Annotated in this window: 14 protein-coding genes and 1 riboswitch; of the genes, 12 read left to right on the forward strand and 2 right to left on the reverse strand. The window is 58.1% G+C overall.

Translation table 11 applies throughout. The features are described 5' to 3' along the window. Window positions 1–224: 224 nt before the first annotated feature. The 12 genes from HRF49_02010 (at window position 225) to HRF49_02065 (ending at window position 17,220) form a co-directional block, all read left to right on the forward strand. Window positions 225–884 (forward strand): hypothetical protein, encoded by a 660-nt coding sequence (locus HRF49_02010; protein MEP0813425.1) that lies wholly within the window; start codon window positions 225–227, stop codon window positions 882–884. A gap of 173 nt (window positions 885–1,057) precedes the next feature. Next, window positions 1,058–2,116, forward strand: a complete 1,059-nt coding sequence (locus HRF49_02015; protein ID MEP0813426.1) for an alcohol dehydrogenase catalytic domain-containing protein — start codon at window positions 1,058–1,060, stop codon at window positions 2,114–2,116. 206 nt (window positions 2,117–2,322) lie between these two features. Next, a complete protein-coding gene (locus tag HRF49_02020; GenBank protein ID MEP0813427.1) occupies window positions 2,323–6,315 on the forward strand; it encodes a PKD domain-containing protein in 3,993 nt (1,330 codons plus the stop codon). A gap of 77 nt (window positions 6,316–6,392) precedes the next feature. Then, window positions 6,393–6,559, forward strand: a riboswitch (cobalamin riboswitch). Between the two features lie 109 nt (window positions 6,560–6,668). Next, window positions 6,669–7,529, forward strand: coding sequence for an ABC transporter ATP-binding protein (locus tag HRF49_02025; GenBank protein MEP0813428.1), 861 nt, complete (start codon window positions 6,669–6,671; stop codon window positions 7,527–7,529). After that, the gene (locus HRF49_02030; GenBank protein MEP0813429.1) at window positions 7,522–8,559 is read left to right on the forward strand and encodes an ABC transporter substrate-binding protein; all 1,038 of its coding nucleotides are present in this window, start codon (window positions 7,522–7,524) and stop codon (window positions 8,557–8,559) included. Before HRF49_02025 ends, HRF49_02030 begins: the two co-directional genes overlap by 8 nt. Beyond that, complete coding sequence (locus HRF49_02035; GenBank protein MEP0813430.1) at window positions 8,556–9,587, forward strand: iron ABC transporter permease; 1,032 nt, start codon at window positions 8,556–8,558, stop codon at window positions 9,585–9,587. The genes HRF49_02030 and HRF49_02035 overlap by 4 nt, the downstream gene beginning before the upstream one ends. After that, window positions 9,584–11,488, forward strand: a complete 1,905-nt coding sequence (locus HRF49_02040; GenBank protein ID MEP0813431.1) for a TonB-dependent receptor — start codon at window positions 9,584–9,586, stop codon at window positions 11,486–11,488. Before HRF49_02035 ends, HRF49_02040 begins: the two co-directional genes overlap by 4 nt. Before the next feature lie 48 nt (window positions 11,489–11,536). Continuing rightward, entirely contained in the window at window positions 11,537–12,760 is a 1,224-nt protein-coding gene (locus tag HRF49_02045) for a hypothetical protein (GenBank protein MEP0813432.1), read from the forward strand. Window positions 12,761–12,834: 74 nt separating this feature from the next. Next, the gene (locus tag HRF49_02050) at window positions 12,835–13,308 is read left to right on the forward strand and encodes a divergent PAP2 family protein (GenBank protein ID MEP0813433.1); all 474 of its coding nucleotides are present in this window, start codon (window positions 12,835–12,837) and stop codon (window positions 13,306–13,308) included. Between the two features lie 3 nt (window positions 13,309–13,311). After that, window positions 13,312–14,118 (forward strand): TlyA family RNA methyltransferase, encoded by an 807-nt coding sequence (locus HRF49_02055; protein ID MEP0813434.1) that lies wholly within the window; start codon window positions 13,312–13,314, stop codon window positions 14,116–14,118. A 4-nt stretch (window positions 14,119–14,122) separates the two neighbouring features. After that, window positions 14,123–15,043 (forward strand): NAD(+)/NADH kinase, encoded by a 921-nt coding sequence (locus HRF49_02060; protein MEP0813435.1) that lies wholly within the window; start codon window positions 14,123–14,125, stop codon window positions 15,041–15,043. Window positions 15,044–15,144: 101 nt separating this feature from the next. After that, window positions 15,145–17,220: an elongation factor G gene (locus HRF49_02065; GenBank protein ID MEP0813436.1), complete on the forward strand. Its 2,076-nt coding sequence runs from the start codon at window positions 15,145–15,147 to the stop codon at window positions 17,218–17,220. 82 nt (window positions 17,221–17,302) lie between these two features. Here HRF49_02065 and HRF49_02070 read toward each other — a convergent pair whose 3' ends face one another. Further along, entirely contained in the window at window positions 17,303–19,513 is a 2,211-nt protein-coding gene (locus HRF49_02070) for a hypothetical protein (GenBank protein MEP0813437.1), read from the reverse strand. A gap of 169 nt (window positions 19,514–19,682) precedes the next feature. Further along, a complete protein-coding gene (locus tag HRF49_02075) occupies window positions 19,683–20,774 on the reverse strand; it encodes a glycosyltransferase family 4 protein (GenBank protein ID MEP0813438.1) in 1,092 nt (363 codons plus the stop codon). Window positions 20,775–20,818: the final 44 nt, after the last annotated feature.

Consider the following 20,818-nt stretch of genomic DNA (forward strand, 5'->3'; position numbering starts at 1 on the left):
CGTCGGCCTCCTGCGTCGGGATGCGCCCACCCGCCGCGGATCGCGCGCGAATCGGGTCGGCGGCTTTGATTATAGCCGTGCTGCAAATAGGTGGCAACCCGCGAATGGCCCGCGAACGGAGCTTTCGATGGCTGTCAATTTGTTTTCGGACGCATTCCGGCTCGGTTTAGGCGTTTGCCGGAAGGTGTTTGGGGGGTATAATCAAGGCGCGGAGGTGTACGCAGATGGTCAGACTCGCAATTAGCTTCGCTTTTGCCGTTGCGCTTCTTTCGGGCGCGGCATTCGCGCAGGGAACGGTGGACGGCACCGTGAAGCACGCTTCGGGGCTGTTCGAATACACGAAAATTTCGCTCAAGGGAACTCATAGCGATCAATTCTTCACCTATTGGGTTGGCAGCGCGAAGGGCGTGTCCGCTCCGCTCTGGTACGATCCCTACAACCGGATATGGGTGGAGGGGCCGATTTCTTATACACGGTCTACCCTTCCATTCGGGAACGGCCTAGTTGAAGGCTGGACGCGTTCCTACGGGGACGGAAGCGTTGACAAACGCTTCTTTTTCGGTGTGGACGGCCACGTTTACATGAGAAAGGACGTCTTCCGCAAGCGCAAGATGCAAAACAACCGCCGCCGCAAGCGGCTCGTTTACTCATATTGGATGGATTTGGTCACCGGCAAGCGCAGCGATTGGGTATATGCGGAGCCCGGCGAAGCGGTACCCACTCAAGCGGAAATAGAAGCCGCCGCGGCCGCCGAAACGCCCGCCGAGTCCTTCCCCAACTGGAAGGAGGCTGACGAAAAACCGGTAATCGAAGAGGAGCCGCTCACGGAAGAGGAGCAGCTATCGCTCGGCGCCGCCATCCGCCAGACGATATCAGGCGGCTAGACTTTCTTTTTCCCGGCCGACGGTTCAGTAATTACAACATCGGAGAATGCGCTTGTGCCGTTTCTAGCACGCTGGCTGCCCGGCCCGGCCTATTGATTTGGCGGAGATAGGAATATAATCTGGCCTTGCCCGCCCGGGCCGAGTGCTCAATCCGGCGGGCCGGAGTACCGCTAATGCCCGAAACGATGCTTGCCGCAGTGAAAGCCAAGCCCGCGCCCGGATGCGAGCTGATGGACGTCGCCATCCCCGCGCCCGTGGATAACGAAGTGCTTATCAAGGTCGTGCGCACCTCCGTTTGCGGAACCGATCGTCACATATATACATGGGACGAGTGGGCGCAGGGGCGCATCAAGCCGCCGTTGGTATTCGGCCACGAGGGATGCGGCGAAATCGTCGCGGTCGGCCCAGGCGTGCGCTCGATGAAAGTCGGCGACTTCGTTTCGGCGGAGACACACATCCCCTGCGGTTTCTGCTTCCAGTGCCGCACCGGCAACCAGCACATCTGCAGCCATCTCACGATCCTCGGCGTTGACGTGGACGGCGTCTTCGCGCAGTACGCCAAGTTCCCGGAAACCGTCTGCTGGAAGAATCCGCCGGACATGAATCCCGACCACGCGAGCATCCTCGAACCTTTCGGCAACGCGTGCTACACGGTGATGGAGTCGCAAGTATCGGCGAAGGAAATCCTGATTACGGGCGACGGGCCGATCGCCGCGTTCGCCGCGGGCATCGCGCGCGCGGTGGGAGCGACCAAAATTATCGTAACGGGCCTTGTTGACTTCCTGCTGGAAATCTGCAAGCAAATGGGCGCGGATTACGTGATAAATGTCGGCAGGGAAAAAGATCCGAAGGCGTTTATCATGGATCACACGGGCGGAGAGGGAGTGGATGTTGTGCTTGAAATGTCCGGAGCTCAAGCTGCGATAAACCTCGGCTTCAACGTGCTTAAAAAAGCGGGCACATTCACCGCGTTCGGAATAAGCACGCAGGACGTTATTTCGTGGCCCATGAACAACGGCGTCGTCTTCAAGGGGGCGAAGATTCTGGGTATCAACGGCCGCAAGATGTTCGAGACGTGGTACCAGAGCCGCAACCTTCTTATGGCGGGGCGCGTGGACCCGTCTCCGGTCATCACGAACCGGTTCGCGCTGAAAGAAATAGACGCGGCGCTGAAATCCATTTTTCTAGAAGGCCGCAGGGCCAGCAAGGTGACGATCGACCCGTGGGGGTAGGGATTTGCATCGCACTAATTCCAACTGCTGTTTTATAGGCAAATTTCCGTTGCACTTCAATTTCACGGCATAAAGGCAAATTATCGGATATAATAAAGGTGGCGGCTCGATGGGGTTGTGCCGCCCTATCGGAGCGCACTTTGCGGGAAAGGGAGACCCGTATGGGCAGGCTTCATTTTCGTTTTGCATATCATCGAAATTCGTTATTGCCGGCGGTTTTCCTTGCAATCGGCGCCGTCATTGTTTTTGCCAGTTGCCGTGCAGCCGGGCGGCTGTTCGATGCGTCCAATCCGTCGTCGCAACCTCAAAATCTCGTTCCGCCGGCCATTGAAAACTCGGACCCCGGCGCGCTCTTGGATGCAATATCGGAGATAAGCGAGTTCGAGGTACCGCAAGACGCCGATCCTCAAACCTTCGATATTTTGCGCGCAAAGCTCATTGAATTTGTTACATCCGCATCCTCCAGAAAATCGGGACTCCGCGAAGCATCCAGCGTGCCAAAGGCAGGATTCGGCGCGGTATCCGATCTCATTTACGATGAAGAATCTGGCACGCTATCCTGGACTTATACGAATTGGGGCGATTACGACGGCAGCGGCGAAGTAAATGTGGCCGATATAACGCCGATAGCCATGTATTTCGGCTCGAAGGTGGAAGACGGCGCCGGATATCCGGAACTTAAAAGGTGGATCGACGGCGACGGCGATGGCGAAATAGGTGTTAGCGATATCGTCCCGATCGCTTTGAATTACCTGGGCGAAGTTTGGGGCTACGCCGTGTTCGCGTCAGAAACCCGCGACGGAGCTTTTTCGGCCAAGCTTCCGGGAAGCGTTGAAACAACGACGGGGGCGGGCATCCCCAAGCGCTGTTCGTTCGAAGTTCCGGCGGAGGCAGGAAATTTTTTCGTGGTAAGGCCGCTCGACGGATCTGGTAATTATGGAGAGGCGAGCAACATTGCGCCAAAAGGAATCGAGCCGCGGGTTTTGTCCGTAACACCTACTTCGGGCGACCAGGGAAGCGTGGTAACGTTCGAGGCGCAGGTCGAAGGAAGCGAACCACTCACGTATTTTTGGGATTTCGGAGGCGCCGCACTGCCGAATAATGCGACCGACGCATCGCCTGAAGTCGTGCTGACTACATATGGTGATTTCCAGGCCACGCTTACTTTATCGAATGCACTCGGCTCCCATGCTTTCGAATTCCCCCTTTCGGTTGTGCCGGTCGGAACCGCGCCCGAAATACTTTGGGTGCTTCCCGAAACCGCGGTCGAGGGCGAATTCGTGCCGTTTATGCCGTTCGTTACCGGCTCCGCGCCGCTTTTGGCGGAGTGGGATTTCGGCGAAGGAGCTTCGCCACGGTACTCGAACGAAGCAGCGCCGCTTGTGATATGGGACGAGCCGGGCGATTACAGCGTGCATCTCAAGGTGTCGAATTATTTCGGCTCTGACGAGGTTGTCATTGTAATTCACATAATTCGCCAAGGAGTATCGCCGGTAGTTTTCGGCGCATCGCCAATAAAGGGGGCAGAAGGAGAAACGGTCAAGTTCATACCCTTGATTGGCGGCTCGTATCCGATGGACTTCAACTGGCAGTTCGGCGAGGCCGCAACTCCCTCTACAACAACCGACAGATTCCCGGTGGTCACGCTGGGTCATCCGGGCAAGTACAGATGCGTTCTGACCGCGTCGAATTACTTCGGTACCGACGAAACGACTTTCGAATTAACTGTCACCGACGGCGACGCGTATGGCAACTGGCCCCAGCCAGGCCGCTGGGCGACTCACCGGAGCAGGGCGGATGTGCCGGTTGCAGTGGACAGCGAGAATCCGCGGGCTGGGAGGATACTCGGATTGCCGGGCAAGGTGGATTCAAGCCCGATTGTGGACGAGTACGGCGCGGTTTATGTCGTTGTGGCGGACGAGTCCGCAGATCCCCCGATTGACAGGTTTTGCGCTGCCAAACGGTCAGGCGATATCGAAGTGCTTTTCGAAGCCGTCGACATAATTGACGATCCTGTGATGGACGGCGAAGGCAGGATATTCCTGAAAGCGGGCGATGGAACGGAGTATTTCCTATATGCGATAGGCCGCGGCTATGGAAACTTGCTTTGGTCCAAGCCTATTGGCGGGGCGGCGCTTGGATTGGCTTGCACCAAAGATGGAAAAGTCGTTGCAGGAACTTCGATTCCGAACTCGGAACCTTCCGTAAAGTCCTATTGGAATACGGGAGAACTCAGATGGTCGATTTCCGCAAAGTCGGAAGGGCCGGGAAGCATCGCTATTGCACCGGACGAAACCGCGTACATTTTTGGCGAAGATGGAATCAAGGCATTTGGCTATGATTCGGGCGTTTCATGGTCAAAGTACTGGTCCTATTATGGGGATGGAGGCATATCTATCGGGTTGGGCGGGGAAGTTCTGCTTGCCGCGTGGCAAGAAAAACTTGTTGCCTTTGATCGTCTCGGCACGGAATTATGGCTAGGCGGGTTGACCGCATGCAGCGGGCCTCCGGCAGTCGGGATTGACGGCTCCGTATATTATGGAGTGTATCCCAATTACCTGGATTCAATTTCGCAAGAAGGTCAGCAATTGTGGAGCACGGAGTTCACCAATTTGGGGTGGTACGATGGCGAGGCCAACGGACCATTGATTTCAGCGCCGGCTATGGATTCAAACGGCACGCTGTATTTTCTTTTCTTCGGCCAGATCGATGACCAGAGTCAGGTAGTTTCCATATCCTCTACCGGAGAATTGCTTTGGGAGTATCCGGTCGGCTCGGTTCAAGTCCACCACAATCCCGCAATCAGCGCCGACGGCAGGCTTTTCGTACCCGCGGGCGATCTTTACGTTTTCGGCGGAGAAGTGACCGGTCCGCAGGCTGCGCTCGATGTCTCGGAATCAACTGGACAAGTCCCGTTTACGGTGACGCTCGATGCGTCGGGTAGCACTGACGAAGACGGCTCGTTGCTTACTTACGAATGGGATGTGGAAGGCGACGGCGTTTGGGATTTCAATTCGGGATACGCGCCGAAAGTCAGGCATACCTACACGCATCCGGGAAGCTATTCGCCGGTAGTCAAAGTGTCCGACGACGGTGAAAGCGATTATGCTCAAGCATCGGTTACTGCATCGCCAAGCATGCACGACAAGGAGTGGCACATAACGGTATTGGATTCCGGTTACAATGGCTACTATCGACCATCGATGATTGTGAGTGAGAACAAACCGGGCATCGCTATTTCAAAATATGGCGTACTCTTTTATTTGTCGGCATTGGATCCGTATGGACAATCTTGGAATGCGCCAATCGATCCCGGTTTTTCAAATTTCGGCTTGGTTTTCACTGCATCGGAGATCCTTGGAAAACCTGCAATGGCATTCAGTTCCGACCTGTTCAACGATTACCTGGCTTATGCAACTGCCGAAGACCAGTCAGGTTTTGTTTGGAGCCCTCCCGTGTCGGTGGATTATCTTATGTATCATGATCCACTTGGTATTTCGTTGCAGGAAGTAAACGGGAATCCTGCAGCTGCTTTTTCGCGATTTGCGCGTGGCTTTTGGTTCATCCATGCAAACGACCCGGATGGAATATCTTGGGCAGCACCCGTTCAACTTGAGCCCGGGGGAATGAACTACTGGGAATACTCGGTATCGTTGGTTGAAGCAGGTGGCAAACCTTGCGTTTTCTACGTCCATGACAACCAGCTAAAGGCAACCGTGGCTCTGGATGCCAACGGCGACGAATGGAATTCCTCTGTCACTCTCGATGATTTGGAACTAAACTATAGCGAAAACCGTGTAGTGGCAGCGATAGAAGTATCGGGTTGTCCTGCTGTTGTTTATTTCAATGGAAGCGGAATTTACTATATGCGCGCTTTGGATCCCGAAGGAACAAGTTGGGGCAATAGGGTATTCATAGATAATTCCAATTCGAATTTTTCGCCTTCGGCAGGAATTATTGGTGGAGTGCCTGCAATTGCATATGCACAACACTTGAATGTGCCAGGGATGTTCGACGGATGCGCGCTCGCCATCATTCGCGCCACCGATGCGGACGCTACCAGCTGGGGCGAGCCCGAAATCATCGACAGCCTGGGCGACGTTGGCCATTTCGCCTCCATCGCCGAAAATTCCGTCGGGCCTTGCATCGCGTATCAGGATCGCACGAAACAGGCGCTGAAGTTCGCAATTTATTATTGATATCTATAGGGCCGCGACGAAACAGGTGCTTTCTAGCCGCACAAGTTTACGCGATCGAGATTGACCGCGTTTGCCGCGAGTGCTATACTCCTCCCGTTCCGTCGGCGGGAAGCCGGTGCAAATCCGGCACGGACCAGCCACTGTGAGGCGGACTCCCCGGCACTACGCCATTGCCTTCGGGCGAGAAGGCGCCGGGCGGGGTTGAAACCGAGTCAGGAGACCGGGCGGAAACTTCAGGGCTTCTCGGAGTAAGCCGCGATGGCTTTCGGCTTTCGCTGTTTCGGCATTGCGATATCTGTATCGGGTGCGCGGCCCGTGCGGTTATGCGCGCACGTTCGCATTGCAATGCCCGGATGTGTTCCCGCTCCGAAGCCCGCCGGGGGTGCGGGCGTCTGAGCGCAAGAGCGGCGGTAAACGCAGCGGGAATTTCGTTCGGATACGACGGCGGGCGCGTGATTGACGGGCTGTCGCTGTCGGTCGCGCCGGGCGAGCTGGTCACGATTAGCGGGCCGAACGGGAGCGGGAAAACGACTTTACTGAATCTGCTTTCGGGCGCGCTTGCGCCGGATTCGGGCACGGTCGAGATAAACGGCAAAGCGGTTGCGGATTTCAGCCGCCGGGAGCTTGCAAAGGCCGTCGCACTGATGCCGCAGTACCTTCCTTATTCGCCCTGGCTGACGGTGCGCGAGATTGTCGCGCTGGGGCGGTATCCGCATATGCCTGCGGCGTTTTCGCTGTGGGAGCGGGGCGATGACGCATCGGAAGGGAAAGTAGCGGAGGCGATGGAGAAGGCCGGAATTGCGCATCTCGCGGACCGGCTGTCGGGTGAAATAAGCGGCGGTGAGCTGCGGCGGACGCACCTGGCACGGGTGCTTGCGCAGGGCGCTTCGATTGTATTGGCGGACGAGCCGACGGGCGATCTGGATTTGCAGCACGTCGGCGGGATGATAGCGACATTGCGCGGGCTCGCGGAGGGGGGGGCGGCGGTCGCGGCCGTCACGCATGATCTCAACTTCGCGCTGGCGCTCGGTGGCAGGCTGGTTCTGATGGCGCGCGGGAAAATTGCGGCAGACGGAATCGCGGACGAGATGCTGACGCAAGAGCGGCTTGCGTCGCTTTACGGCGGCGGATTCAGAATCGAGGCGCTCGTTTCGGGGGGGAGGGCGGTGCTTCCCGCGTCTTCCGGCCAAGGATTGGAGGCGCATAATGGTTGAGAGATACCGCGGACGGCGGACGGCATACTTTGCGTTTTGCTTCTGGGCGGTTGTGTTCGTCCTGCTGATCGCGCTGCCGTATCTGCGCCAGGCGTACTCGACGTTTTCACGCATACCCGAAAACAAGAACGCCGGAATCGAATCCCCGGCGGCGAAAAGCGATGCCGAATGGCCTCTGACCAAATTCGACGCACTGGGACGCGAAGTGACATTGGCGAAACCGCCGGAGCGCATCGTATCGCTCTCTCCCGCGATTACGGAAACGGTATTTGCGCTCGGCGCGGGGGGGAGGCTCGTGGGCCGCTCGGATTTCTGCAACTATCCTCCTGAAGTTGCATACATAAAATCAATTGGTGGATTGCTCAACCCGTCGCTTGAAGACATCGTTCTTCTTCAACCGGATCTGGTGTTCGTGCAGAAGGTCAGCCCGAGGGAAATCGTGGAGAGGCTGGGGGAGGCGGGCGTCGCGGTTTTTGCGGTCGATGAGGCGACATCTCTCAATGGCGTTTTGGAGACGATCCGGATAATCGGAATTATGTGCGCAAGCCGCGATAATGCGATTCGGCTTGAATTCGAAAAATCGGCGCTTATGGCGGAGTATAAGTCGCGCAGACGCGCGCACGCATGGCGCGTGTATTTCGGAGGAGTCGAAGCGCCGTACTACACGGCGGGAGAGGGCACGTTTATAGACGACCTGATTTCACTTGCGGGCGCCAGGAACATCGCGAGCGGGGAGGGAAGAGAACGGAAATCGTCGCAGGGATGGCCGCAGCTTTCGCCGGAGGAAATAGCCTCCGCGGATCCGGAGGTTATACTCGTCGGGCATTCTCCGCTCGTCGCGGGGAAAGATGCAACGGATTCCATTCTTTCCGCGGCGCGCAAAAATCCGGCGTTCCGAAACACCTCCGCCGTGAAATACGGACGGATTTGCGTAATAGATCAGGACGAGCTGCTGCGTCCGGGACCGCGCATTTTCAACGCGCTCGAAAAGTTCTCCGCATATCTCGACGGACTGGAGGATGTCGAGTGACCTCCCCCCCTATTAAAGAGAACGCGAATTCCAGAGATGCGAGGCTTGTGCGGCTTCTTGCAATCGCGCTCACCCTTCTCGCACTCGGATTGGTTCTTTCGTTGGCCGCGGGAAAGGAGTATGTCAATCCGATATCGCTGTTTACGGGCGCATATTCCGATGACGCCCACCGTAAGGCGCTTTCGACGATAGTATGGTCGCTAAGACTTCCCCGCGCGCTCGGCGCGGGGCTTATCGGAATGTCGCTCGCGCTTTCGGGGCTTTTGTTACAGGCGTATTTCCGCAATCCGCTTGCCGATCCGTTCATCTTGGGAGTGTCCAGCGGCGCGGCGCTCGGCGCGGCCGTAAAAATTATTTTCTTGCCGAATATTCCGATTCCCCTTCCGGTGTTCGCGCTCGCGGGCGGGTTCGCGCTTGTGTCCGGAGTATGGCTTATCGCCAGAGGCGTACGGGGAGATGAGACCGTTACGCTGCTGCTTTCCGGAGTCGCCTTATCGCTTCTTGCGGGAAGCCTTTTGAGCGTGCTCGTTTTGTGGGGCAGGCCTGGCGAAGTGGGGCTTGTGATGCGTTGGCTGATGGGCTCGCTCGCGGGCGTCGGATATCGCGAGGTCGCGTGGCTTGCCGCGGGCGCGGTTGCGGGGCTTGCGATTTCGCTTGCGCTTTCGCGCGAACTCAATGCGATTCTTTTGGGCAAAACCGTCGCGCAGAGCATCGGCGTGGACGTGCGCGCGGTGCGGCTGTGGGTCGTGGGCGCGGCGACCGCGCTGGCCGCGCTGGCGGTTTCCGCCGCGGGAATCGTGGGTTTCGTCGGCCTGGTCGTACCGCATATCGCTCGGTTGATCGTGGGGGGGGGCGCGCGGCGGCTCGTTCCGGTGGCCGCCGCGATCGGAGCATCGGCGCTTGTGTGGTGCGACTTGGGCGCGCGCGCGGCTCTCCCCTCGGGCGAGCTGCCGATAGGAGCGGCGACCGCGATTATGGGCGTTCCGTTTTTTCTTTGGCTGATGCGCAGGGGGAGGTATTTGGGATGATTTTCCGGCTGCTTGCCGCTATTTGGTTGATACTTTCGCTAAATGCCGCGTGGATCGGGGCGGCCGAATGCCAAGATGAAGGTTCGGGCGGAAATTCCGAATCTGCCGCCGAAGCCGATTCGGGGCGGGACGATTCCGAAGAAATCGAAGTCGGCGAAGTGGAGGTTGAAGGCGAGAAACCCGCGTCCGCGGAATCGCTGCCCGGCGAGGATTTTTTGTTGATTGACATCGAGGATTTCTTGATTCCCGGAGAGTCGCTCGGCGATGTCCTTGATACGCTCGGGGGCGTCGAAGTGCGCGGCCTGGGGGGGGGACTGGATATGACGACGTTTTCGATCCGCGGCGCGGGCGCGCACCAAACCGATATTCTGCTTGAAGGCGCGCCGCTTTCGCCCGCGACCGGCGGCGTTTTCGACCTCTCGCTGTTGCCGGCTTGGTTTGTGCAATCCGCTCTCGTCACCCGCGGCCCAGGCTCGATAGGCGGGAAAGCGCTCGCGGGAGAACTGGATTTGCGCCTGGCGAACGATACAGGAACTTCATTTTGCTCCGGCCGCGGCAGTTTCGGGACTTATTCCGCGATGATGAGGGGCGGATGGAACGCAGGAAATTCGAATTTTGTCATGGCCATTGGCTATGATTCTGCGGACGGCGATTTCACCTACGGGCGGCGCGACGGGAAAACCTACACGCGCTCGAACAACGAACGCGAGCGCGTTGCGGTCGCGCTGTCTTGGCAAACCAAAAACGCCGCGCGGGACGATTCCGCATTTTTGCTGGCCGCCGACCGCTCCGGCGGTGTGCCGGGGCTGTCGGAATTTCCGACGCCTTCGGCGCACCAGGACGACACGCTTTTTCTCGCCGGTTTTTCCTCGACGGACAAATCGTTTGAAAAGGGCGAGTTGACGTGGACCGGCTACTCGCGCGTCCAACACACGGGCTTCGGCGATCCTTCGCCTTATCTTGGAAACGCGGTGTATGCTGATCAATCCGAATACGCCGCCGGCGCCGCGGTATCGTTCAGGCGTCCGTCGGGGGGGGGTATCTTCGGTGCAAAAATATCTATCGATGGAGCGGTTCTTTCCGACGATTCCTACGGGAATCCTGAACGGAGAACAATCGCCGCGACTCTATGGCGCGAGTTTTACGCCGGCAAGGCGGCTTTTTCCGCCGCACTGTCCGGGGAGGCGGCGAGCGACGGCCCCGTCGGCTGGCGCGGCAAACTGGGAATGGAGCGTAAACTGGGTGCGGGATTGTCATTAGCGGGCAGCGCGGCGCGCTCGTTCAGACGGCCCGATTTCGCGGAGCTTTATTATCCCGAATCGGGATTCATCGGCGGCAACCCGGAGCTTTTCCCGGAAACCGGATACACGTTCGATTTCGGCCCGCGATTTCGAGGAAGCAAGTTGGATGCTTCACTTGTCGGATTTATCCACCGGTTTTCGGAATCGATCGAATTCGTGCCCGTATCCGCATACCGGCTTCGCGCGGAAAACACGGGGGGGGTGCGAAGCCGGGGCGTATCGCTGGACATACAAGCGGCTCCCGCGGACGGATGGAAGCTGGACGGCTCATTCACATTCCTTGACGCGGAATACCTGGACGGCGGACTTCCGCTTGCGGGGAGGTCTCCGCGCAAATGGAGTGTCGGCATATCGCGCGAGTCCGCCAACTGGCAAGTGTCGGCTTCATTCCTTCACCGCTCTTCCACGCCCGTCGACAGATTCGGCTCGCTGTATGTGGGCGCGGCCGGCGATTTGTCCGCGGCTCTTGTTTTCAGGCCCGATGATTCCTGGCGGATTTCGGTGTCGGGATTCAACCTGCTCGACGAAGATATCCGGGACAGCCTGGATTTCCCCCGGCCCGGCCGCTCGTTTTTTCTTTCGGTAAATCGCGAGGTGTAGTGTCCGCATCTTTCCAGATGCAAAGTGAATAATCTCGGAGGTTAGGAAATGAAGAAGAATGTTGTTATCAATATGTTCATTGCAACGGCGGCGTCGCTGGCCATACTGATTGCATCCGGATGCGGAGGCGGCTCCGGTTCCGCAAATCCGCCGCTGCCGCCCGGAACCAACAAGGTCACTCCGGCCGAGCTTCAGGCCGCGCTTAAAAAGGGGTTTTTCACGACCGGAAGCGCGCCGTCCAGATTCGAGGCGCGGGGCGCCGAAATATACACGCTCAACTCACTTTCGAACACGATGACCGTCAATTCCGCGTACGACGGCGCCGCGGTGCGCACGATTTCGTTTCCGGTCGGCGCCGGGCCGTTCGATTTGGAATGGGTCGGAGATGCCTGTTACATCTGTGCTAACGGCACGAACGCGGTTTACCGCTACCGGGCCGGGCAGGACGCTGTTGACGGCGAGTCTGTTTCGCTCGCATTAGGTGGTCTTGAAGCGCTTGCGTACATCGGCCCGGGAGAAATGGCAGCGTACGGCGGAAAACTGTACGTCCCCATTTCGGGGATAGTTTCGTTTGGTGACCCATCGAGCGGAATAGAAGCCGAGTACGCGCCCGGAAGAATCGCTGTGTTAGACCTTGCGGCTTTCGCATTCGAGCGTTTTATAAATGTTCCGTTTGTGAATCCGACCGCGGCCTACACATCGCCCGACGGAATTATCTATTTCGTTTGCACCGGCGAAAGCCAGTTCACCGCGGAATACGAGGCCTATGCCGGCAGCGAGGGCGGAATTGTCGCGTTCAATCCAGCATCCGGCCAGGTCGTTTATTCTCTGTCGCTCGGCGAAACGCTGCCGGGCACGATTATTCTGGTCAATCAGGATGTCGCCTACGTGGGAAGCAACCTGAAGGCAGAGGTGTACCGGGTGCGGCTGGATACGGGCATCGTTCAGCGCGGCCCGGACAACCCTATCGTTCTCACGCAGGAATTCAGCTTCGTGTCGGGATTTGCAGGTCTTCCCGGCCTCGGCGTTCTGGCGGGAAGCTTCAACACCGACGAGGTGTTCTTCATCGATCCGAACGACGACGGCGTCGGCAAATCACCCTTTACGCAGCCGTTCGATTTCGGAGAAAGCGATACTTTCTTCGGCGGCGTCCAGGATGTCTTGTATTTCCGGGAAAATGAAAAGCACAAGATTTTCGTGTTGCAGGGAATCGCCAACAAGGTCGGTGCGGTTGACCTTACGCAACTGTGGAACAGGATTCGGCTTGAATAGCTCCCATGTTCCTGTTTTGCAATTAACGCGGTTTTTGGGCTAATATCGGCCGTCTAAATCCGCAAGGAAGACAGATGGCCGAATTATTCGTGAAGTACGCGCCGCTTTGGGCAGCGCTGTTTTCATGGGTTCTCGCCCAGTGCATAAAGCTGGTGATTTCGCTCGTTCAGGAAGGGCGTATCAACGTCGCCAAGCTTATCGACACGGGAGGCATGCCCTCTTCGCACAGCGCGCTCGTCGCGAGCATTTGCACCAGCGTGGGGCTGATCCGCGGCTGGGACAGCATCGAGTTCGCTATCACAGCTGTGTTCACCGCAATCGTTTTGTACGACGCCACCGGAATCAGGCGCAGCGCCGGGGAGCATGCGGCGGCGCTGAACGACATCATTCCGCAGCTTCTTGCGGGCAAGTTCTTAAAGCCCGACACCAAGTTCCGCGAGGAATACCGGGAGCTTTTGGGCCACAATCCCGCGGAAGTCGTGGTGGGCTCGATACTGGGCGCAATCGTCACATTGCTGTTTCTCTACGGCTACGGGGTGGTTCGATAATCCGTGCGCGGGTATCTGCGCCGCCCGATTGAAATGAATGTGGACAATCTGGCGCAACTCCTGGTTACGAACGGGGCCGCGGATGATTTGAAGGCGGCCCGAATGCTGATTCGCAGGGGCAGGGTGACGGTAAACGGAAAAAACGCGTACGACGAGGAAATGCCGGTCAATCCGGATGCCGCAATAAAGGCTCTTTGCAAACCGGGCGAGTGGGCGAGCCGCGGAGGATTGAAGCTGGAAGCGGCACTGCTGCATTTCGGAGTATCGCCCGCGGACAAGGTCTGCCTGGATCTAGGCTGCTCGACGGGGGGGTTCACCGACGTGCTGCTGGCTTACGGCGCGGCGAAAGTGCATGCTGTTGACGTGGGATACGGAGTTTTGGACTGGGTGTTGCGAAATCATCCCAGGGTGGCCGTTCACGAAAGGACAAATGCAAGGTTTCTTACGGCTGAACAGGTGGGCGAATCGGTTGATTTGATCACGGCAGATCTCAATCACATTTCGCTTGCGGTTGCGCTGCCCGCTCCGGCGAAGCTATTGGTCGAAGGAGGCGCGGTACTGGCGCTGGTCAAACCCCAATTCGAAATCCCGAAACAGTGGTGCGTCCAGCCGGATTGGCAAGGCGGAGTGGTCAAGGGCGATGCGCTTAGAAAACGGATTCTGGATTACTCGGTGGAAAGGCTGGAACGCGAGGGGTTGTCTTGTCAAGGGCTGTTCGAATGTCCGGTTGCCGGCCACAAAGGAAACCGCGAATATTTCGCGCTTCTCAAGCCCGCTTTGGCTCATGCTGGAAAACCCCCGGTGATATGATTCAATGGCCGGGGCGAATGCCCGGACAGGCAAGTTGAGAAAAACATCCAAAATCGGCGTAGTCCTTCATCCGTTCAGGGTGAAGCGCAGCTTCATCGAGCGGAAGGTGTTTCCCGTGCTGGAACGCCACGGGTTCGCGCCTGAATTTCTGTCGCCAACGCTGAACGAAACGAATCCGCCGCGGCCCGCCGCGCTGCCGAAAGATCACGGCCTGTCGTATTTGATGGTATTCGGCGGCGACGGAACATATTTGGGAGCATCCAGGCTGGCCGCGCGCGCGGGGATTCCCATTATCGGCGTCGAAATGGGCAAAATGGGCTTTCTCTGTCAGGCGAAGCTCGAGGAACTGGAGCCTCTTGCCGCGTTGCTGGCCAGCGGCGGTTACGAGACCGAGAAACGGATACTGCTTCAAGGCTCGATTATCCGCGGGGGAGCGAAGGCCGCAAGCGACATAGCGCTCAACGACGTGGTTATAGGCAACGCGACAATCCCGCGGATGCTGGATTTGGATTGTTACATTGACGACAATTTTCTGGTCAGCTATTACGCGGACGGCTTGATCGTTTCCACCCCCACCGGCAGCACCGCGTACGCGATGGCGGCGGGCGGCCCCATTATCGATCCGACGCTGCGTACGATAATGGTTACGCCCATTTGCGCGCACTCGCTTTACATCCGGCCTCTGGTCGTGCCCGAAGACAAAACCGTGCGCATCCTGCCGGAGCCGGGCGGCCCTCCGTTGATGGCGACATTCGACGGACAGGTTTTTTACAACCTGGAAGAGGGCGACGAAGTAAGGATCTCCCGCTATTCGAAGCCGCTAAAAATGATCAAACTGCGCGATTTCAACTTTATCAACACGTTAATGAAGAAGTTTAAATGGGGCTTCAAGTACTCAAACGAATATACTTCGGGCGGAGCCTGAAGCGAAGGTTGCCTGCCGAGCTTCACAAGCCGCCGCGCAGGTTAGCGCACGGGCATCCCCTGTGCTAATATCGTCGTTCCCAAATCACTGTTGGAGATGTCATGTCGCACGTTTCGATAGCAAACAAGCGCAATTTCGCCCTCGTCGGGCACGGCGGGTCGGGTAAGACCACCCTCGCGGAAGCACTGCTTTACGCCACCGGCGCAACCACTAGAATGGGCAAAATCCAGGACGGAAACACCGTCAGCGACCACCATCCCGAAGAAATCAAGCGCAAGTACTCGATTTTCACCACGGTGATTCCTGTGGACGACGGCGGATTCCGTTTGAACATTCTGGATACGCCGGGCTATCAGGATTTCATCGGCGAGATGATTGGTGCGCTTTATTCGTCGGACGCGGCCGTTCTCGTCATCAACGGGCATGCGGGGTTGGAAAGCCAGGCGGAGAAGGCCTGGGAATATTGTGAAAAGCTTGTGCTGCCGAGGCTGATTTTTATTTCGCAACTCGAAAAGGAAGGAGCCGATTACTTCCGCGTCGTGGGCGAGCTTCGCTCCAGGCTCGGAACAAAAGTCGCCCCGCTTGTCATTCCAATCGGCGAGCAGCACGGAATAAACGGCGTGATTGACGTCATGGCCCGCAAGGCGTGGTTCGTGGACGGCAAAAACGCGCGAAGCGGCGAGGTGCCCTCCGGCGAATCCGACCGCGTCGAGGAAACGAGGCAGAGCCTGCTCGAAGCCATCGTCGAAAACGACGACGAGTTGATGGAGATGTACCTTGCGGATGAAAAAATCCCGGACGAGCGCTTGATACAGGCGATGCGCGCGGCGACCCTGGCGGGAAGTCTCGTGCCGTGCATTGCCGGCGTTGCCGAGCAGCTAATCGGAGTGCATCCGCTGCTCGACCTTGTTAAGGAATTACTGCCCGGTCCGCTGCATCGTGGCAAGATTGTCGGCTTGAAACCGGATGGTTCGGGCGAGGATTCGAGGCCGATCGATCCGGGTGCGCCTTTTGCGGCTCGCGTTTTCAAGGTCGAGGAATCCCCAATGGGTTCGATCACCTACTTCCGGATTTTTTCGGGCAAGATTAAGGCAGGTGACCAGTTCTACAATCCCGTGCGCAAATCCAGCGAAAAGATTTCCACTTTGCTGGAAATGACCGGGAAAAACAGAAAGGATGTAAACGAGGCCGAGGCGGGCGACATCGTCGCGACGGTCAAACTGAAGGATACCCACCGCGACGACACGATTTGCGACAAGGAACACCCGTTTTTGTTTCAGCCGATTCAATATCCGACGCCGCTCGCCTTCGAAGCGATCCACGTGGAAAGCAAGGGCGATCTGGAAAAAATCTCTGCCGGATTGTCGGCGATAGCGCTCGAAGATCCGACGCTCAATTTCGGGCAGGACTCGGACACACGCCAAATGGTTGTGCGGGCGATGGGCGAGCTGCAGTTGGATGTCGCCCGCTCCCTTGTCTCCGACAAGTTTAAAGTCAATTTCACTTATGTCGAGCCCAAGATTCCCTACCGGGAAACAATCAGGTCAACCGCTTCTTCGCAAGGAAAACACAAGAAGCAAACGGGCGGGCGCGGCCAATATGGCGACGTTTGGCTGGAGTTATCTCCGCTTGCCCGCGGCGAAGGATTCAAATTCATTGATGCGATCGTCGGCGGTGTAGTGCCGGGCAAGTTCATCCCCGCCGTCGAAAAAGGCGTGGTTGAAACGATGGCCGGCGGCATTTTGGCCGGCTGCCAGGTTGTGGACGTACAGGTGAAGTTGTTTGACGGAAGTCATCACTCGGTGGATTCGTCCGAAATGGCGTTCAAGCTTGCGGCGGCGCTCGGTTTCAAAGCCGCTTTCGAAAAGGCCAATCCGGTGTTGCTGGAGCCGATTTACGCCGTAAAGGTTACGGTTCCGGAAGCTTTTATGGGCGATGTAATGGGGGATTTGAACAGCCGCCGGGGCAGGCTTCAGGGTATGGATTCGAAGGACGGCGCGCAGGTGATCAAGGCGAATGTTCCTCTCGCCGAATTGTACAAGTACGTCAATCACCTCCGCTCCATGACGCAAGGCCGCGGCAGCTTCGAAATGGAGTTTTCACATTACGAGGACGTTCCCAGCGACGTCGCGCAAAAGGTGATTGAAGACTACAAGCGTTCCAAAGAGGAAGGCTAGCCGGCTGTCACCGGTCGCTGATTGCCAAGAAAAAAAACGGGCGATGCGTACAACCGCATCGCCCAAATATTTACCAACGAAATCATCTGTTCCGGCTGCCGGCAGCCGATTGCGCGCCTTCGGCGGGCGGAGGGATTTTTTGGCTGGAATCCTGCGGAGGCGCCTGCTGGCCGGACTCCGGGGGCGGAGCCTGCTGGACATTCGATTGATCTCCGGTGTTGACCGGTGCCTGCTGAGGAGCGGCGGTCGCATCGCCGGTGACGGGGGGTGTGGGCGCGCCGCGCGGAACGACTTTGCCGCTTCCGTCTGGGCCGGGTACAACCGGCCCCATCTCGCCGCCGCCGTAAGTCGGAGCTGGAGCCCCTGGCGTGACGGGACCCTGGCCGGCGGGCGCCGGGGTTCCGGCCGTGACCGGACCGCCTTCAACCGGCGCGCCGGGAGCGGCTTCCCCGGCTCCAGCAGCGGGCGTTGCGGGAGTCTCGGGCGCCGGCGGCTGTTTCAGTTCAGTCTGAAGCTTTGGCAGGCCGGATGCCGGCGGCGGAAGCTGATTCTCCCCGGCGCTGTCCTGGATGTATCTGAAATTCGGATCGTCTGTAAGTCCGAATCCGAGATCTTCAATGTCTCCCGGAATCGGCGCACGAGCTTCGAATGTGAGAGTGGCCGCCTGGCCGCTGCCCCGCACAGTCCGTATGATGTCGTCAAGCGAAATAGCGATTGTGACCAATCCGCTGGATTTGTCCGGCTGGGCATAAAACATCGTTGCATCGCGCCCGCCGTCAAACATAGAGCCGATTTTGACTTTTGTAAGGCTGAAGTTGTTCACGTCGAACGTTACTCCAAACAGTCCGCGGCGAAAATCGGGGATATTGCGGACATCGAGTGAAACTTCCAACGAATCCCCGGGATCCATTCCGGACTTGGGCTTATCATATTTCAATTCCGCCGCCGGTTGAGGTGTTTTCACCTCCAAATCCAGCACCGTGGGCTCCGTCAGAGGAACTCCTTTCGGATTTACGATTATCAGGCTGACCGTGACGGATTCCGCGGTATCGGGAATGAACCGGACGAACGGCTCCGAAAGCGTCAATGTGACCGTCGGCTTGTCCTTGACTTCAACGGCTTCGGCTTCCTTCGCGGCAATTTCGTCGGTGATCTGCTTTTGAATGTCGTCAATCAGCTTTTCGCCTGCATCCCGCTTGCCCGGCATCGTGAATTCCCAAGGCGTCGGCCAGGAGTTTCGCTCCTTCAAACCCGCGCCGGTGTCGTCCGAAGCCGTTTCGGGGGCGACGGAATCGGAGTCATTTGCATCTTCTCCGCTTGCTGCATCGGTTTCGGTCGAAGGTGTTTCCTCTGCAGGTGCTATTTCCGCTTCGGCGGAAGCCGCCTCGCCGGATTCCATCCCGTCCGCGGGCCGCTCAAGTTCCGTTGACCCGGATTCAATTTCGGTATCGGATGCCGTTTCATCCGCAGTATCATCTGCGGAGTCAACCGCTTCGACGGAATTCACCACGCCATCGTCCTGAAGCGCCAATACCGCATACTTGATTTGGCTGTAGTTGCCGAACAGGCTTGCGAAAATCGTACTGCGTTCGTTCCTCGATGCGACGGTGACCGGCGGCGCAGCAGGCTCGGTTCTGGTCGGCTCGGCCGGTTTCGGCGCAAGCTGCGGCGGCGGCACCGGCTCGCCGGTTTTGAACTGCTGGTTGCCGCCGCTGGGCGCGGCCGGTTTCTGGTCCATAACTTTGTCCGGCGATACCGTTGCGGGGATGGTTTTGCCATCCACCGTAGCCGGAGCGCCGCCGGCCGGAACCGGAGCGCCCGTATCGGTTCCCGCGGGCGCCGCGGGAGTTTCGCTTTCTGGTGCGGACGAAGCCGGCGGGACTGCAAGCGCTTTCAGCCTTTCGCGATCCGATTCGTTGACCGGCAAAAGCTTGCCGCCGGTCACGTGCCATTCGTAGCGGATGTCTTTTTTGTCGGGGTTGTCCACTATGGCGTAAACGTTGTAAGGCTGATTAACCTCGACCTGGCCGACCTCGAAGCTGATTTGCATAATCGTGACCGGCCGCTCGGGCGCGCGCTGGCCGGATGTCTCGGACTGCCCAGAGGGATTGCCGTAACTCTGCGAGTTTCGGTTCGGCGTATTCATGTTTTGGTTGTAACTCGGATTCGTCTGAAGGTTGCTTCCGGACGAGGTGCAGGCCGAACCGTACGCGACCGCGGCCGAAAACGCCAGAATCAATGCGGAACCAGCGAACTTCGTCGCATGCTCCCTGAAATAATTCCTGATATGCATCACTTGCGCCCAGCTCCTTGCCTTGAAATGGCAAACATTTTCAAAGACGCACCGGCGGGCGCGCTGTTCACGTCCGCGCCGTGCATCCGGATAGATTCTACCCCATAATTTGCCGTCTGGGAACATCCCGCCGGACCGAAATTCGGCGCGTCCGTCAGCAAGCTTTCAACTATCCGGCGCGGGCGGTTTCGGCGGCCAGCAATCCGAATTTCTCGCGGGATTCGTTCCAGGTGAACCTGGCGGCCAAGCTGCGCGCTTCTTCGCCCTTTTGCTTCCGCAGCTCCGTGCTGGATGCAAGTTCGCCGATGATGCGCGCCGCGTCCAAATCGGATTCCGCGGGACAGGAAACCGCGTTTTCCCTGTGCGCAGCCACGTTCAGCGCGACCGTCGGCAATCCGGCGAAAGCCGCTTCTGCGACCGGCAGTCCGAATCCTTCCCATCGGGACAGCGATACGAAAATGTCGGCGGCTGCGTAAAGCTGCGCAAGTTCGTTCCAATCCGGCGCTTCCACTATGATCGCGCCGGTTTGCTTCAGAGACGCGATTTGGTCGGCGCGGCCCATTCCGGCAAGCACCAACTCAACCGGCGCGCCGCCTTCTTTGAGTTTGGCCGCAACCTGGGCCAGCTCCATCACTCCCTTGTACGGATGCGATTTGTAATCCAGCCGCGAAATCGAAAACAACATCACGCGGCTGTCGTCCAATTCCAGCCGCGATCGCATAAGGTTTCTCGCGTAAGCTCCCGGCTTCGGAAGATGGTCGCCTCCGGGATAAATCACGATCGCTTTCGGTTTGGCCTCGCGCGGCAGGCCGTCCGCGAGAAATTTGGATATCGCGAGGATTTTGCCGGCCCGGCGAAGATGCCCGGCGTCGCTTATGTCGAGGTACGCCCGGTTAAGCCGCGCCGCTGCGGGCAACCCGGTTGTCGGAGGATTGCCGAAATGCAGATGAATGGATGGGCAGCCCAGCACCTTTCCGGCGCCGTAAAACGGAAACGAAGCGGGCAGGGCGAGGTCGAGCTTTCCCGACTGGCCCAAATCGCTTTTAAGCTTTCTAAGCGTGTTCGTCGCGTCCGCCTCGAACACCTGCAGCACGCGGTTGGCCTGGTCGTTTTCCAGATGAAGCGGGACGATTGCGTATGGAGCGCCCTTGTATGTGTCGCTGTCCGTGTCGAAACAGTAGACGCGGACCGAATGGCCGTCGTCGCAGAGCCGCCGCGCCCACTGGTCGACGACTAGATCGACCCCGAATCCCTTGCGCATCCTGATAGTGAAAAAACCGACGCGCACGAGAAGGATTATAAGCG

It is taken from the genome of bacterium, from assembly GCA_039961635.1.
Taxonomy (GTDB): domain Bacteria; phylum 4484-113; class 4484-113; order JAGGVC01; family JAGGVC01; genus JABRWB01.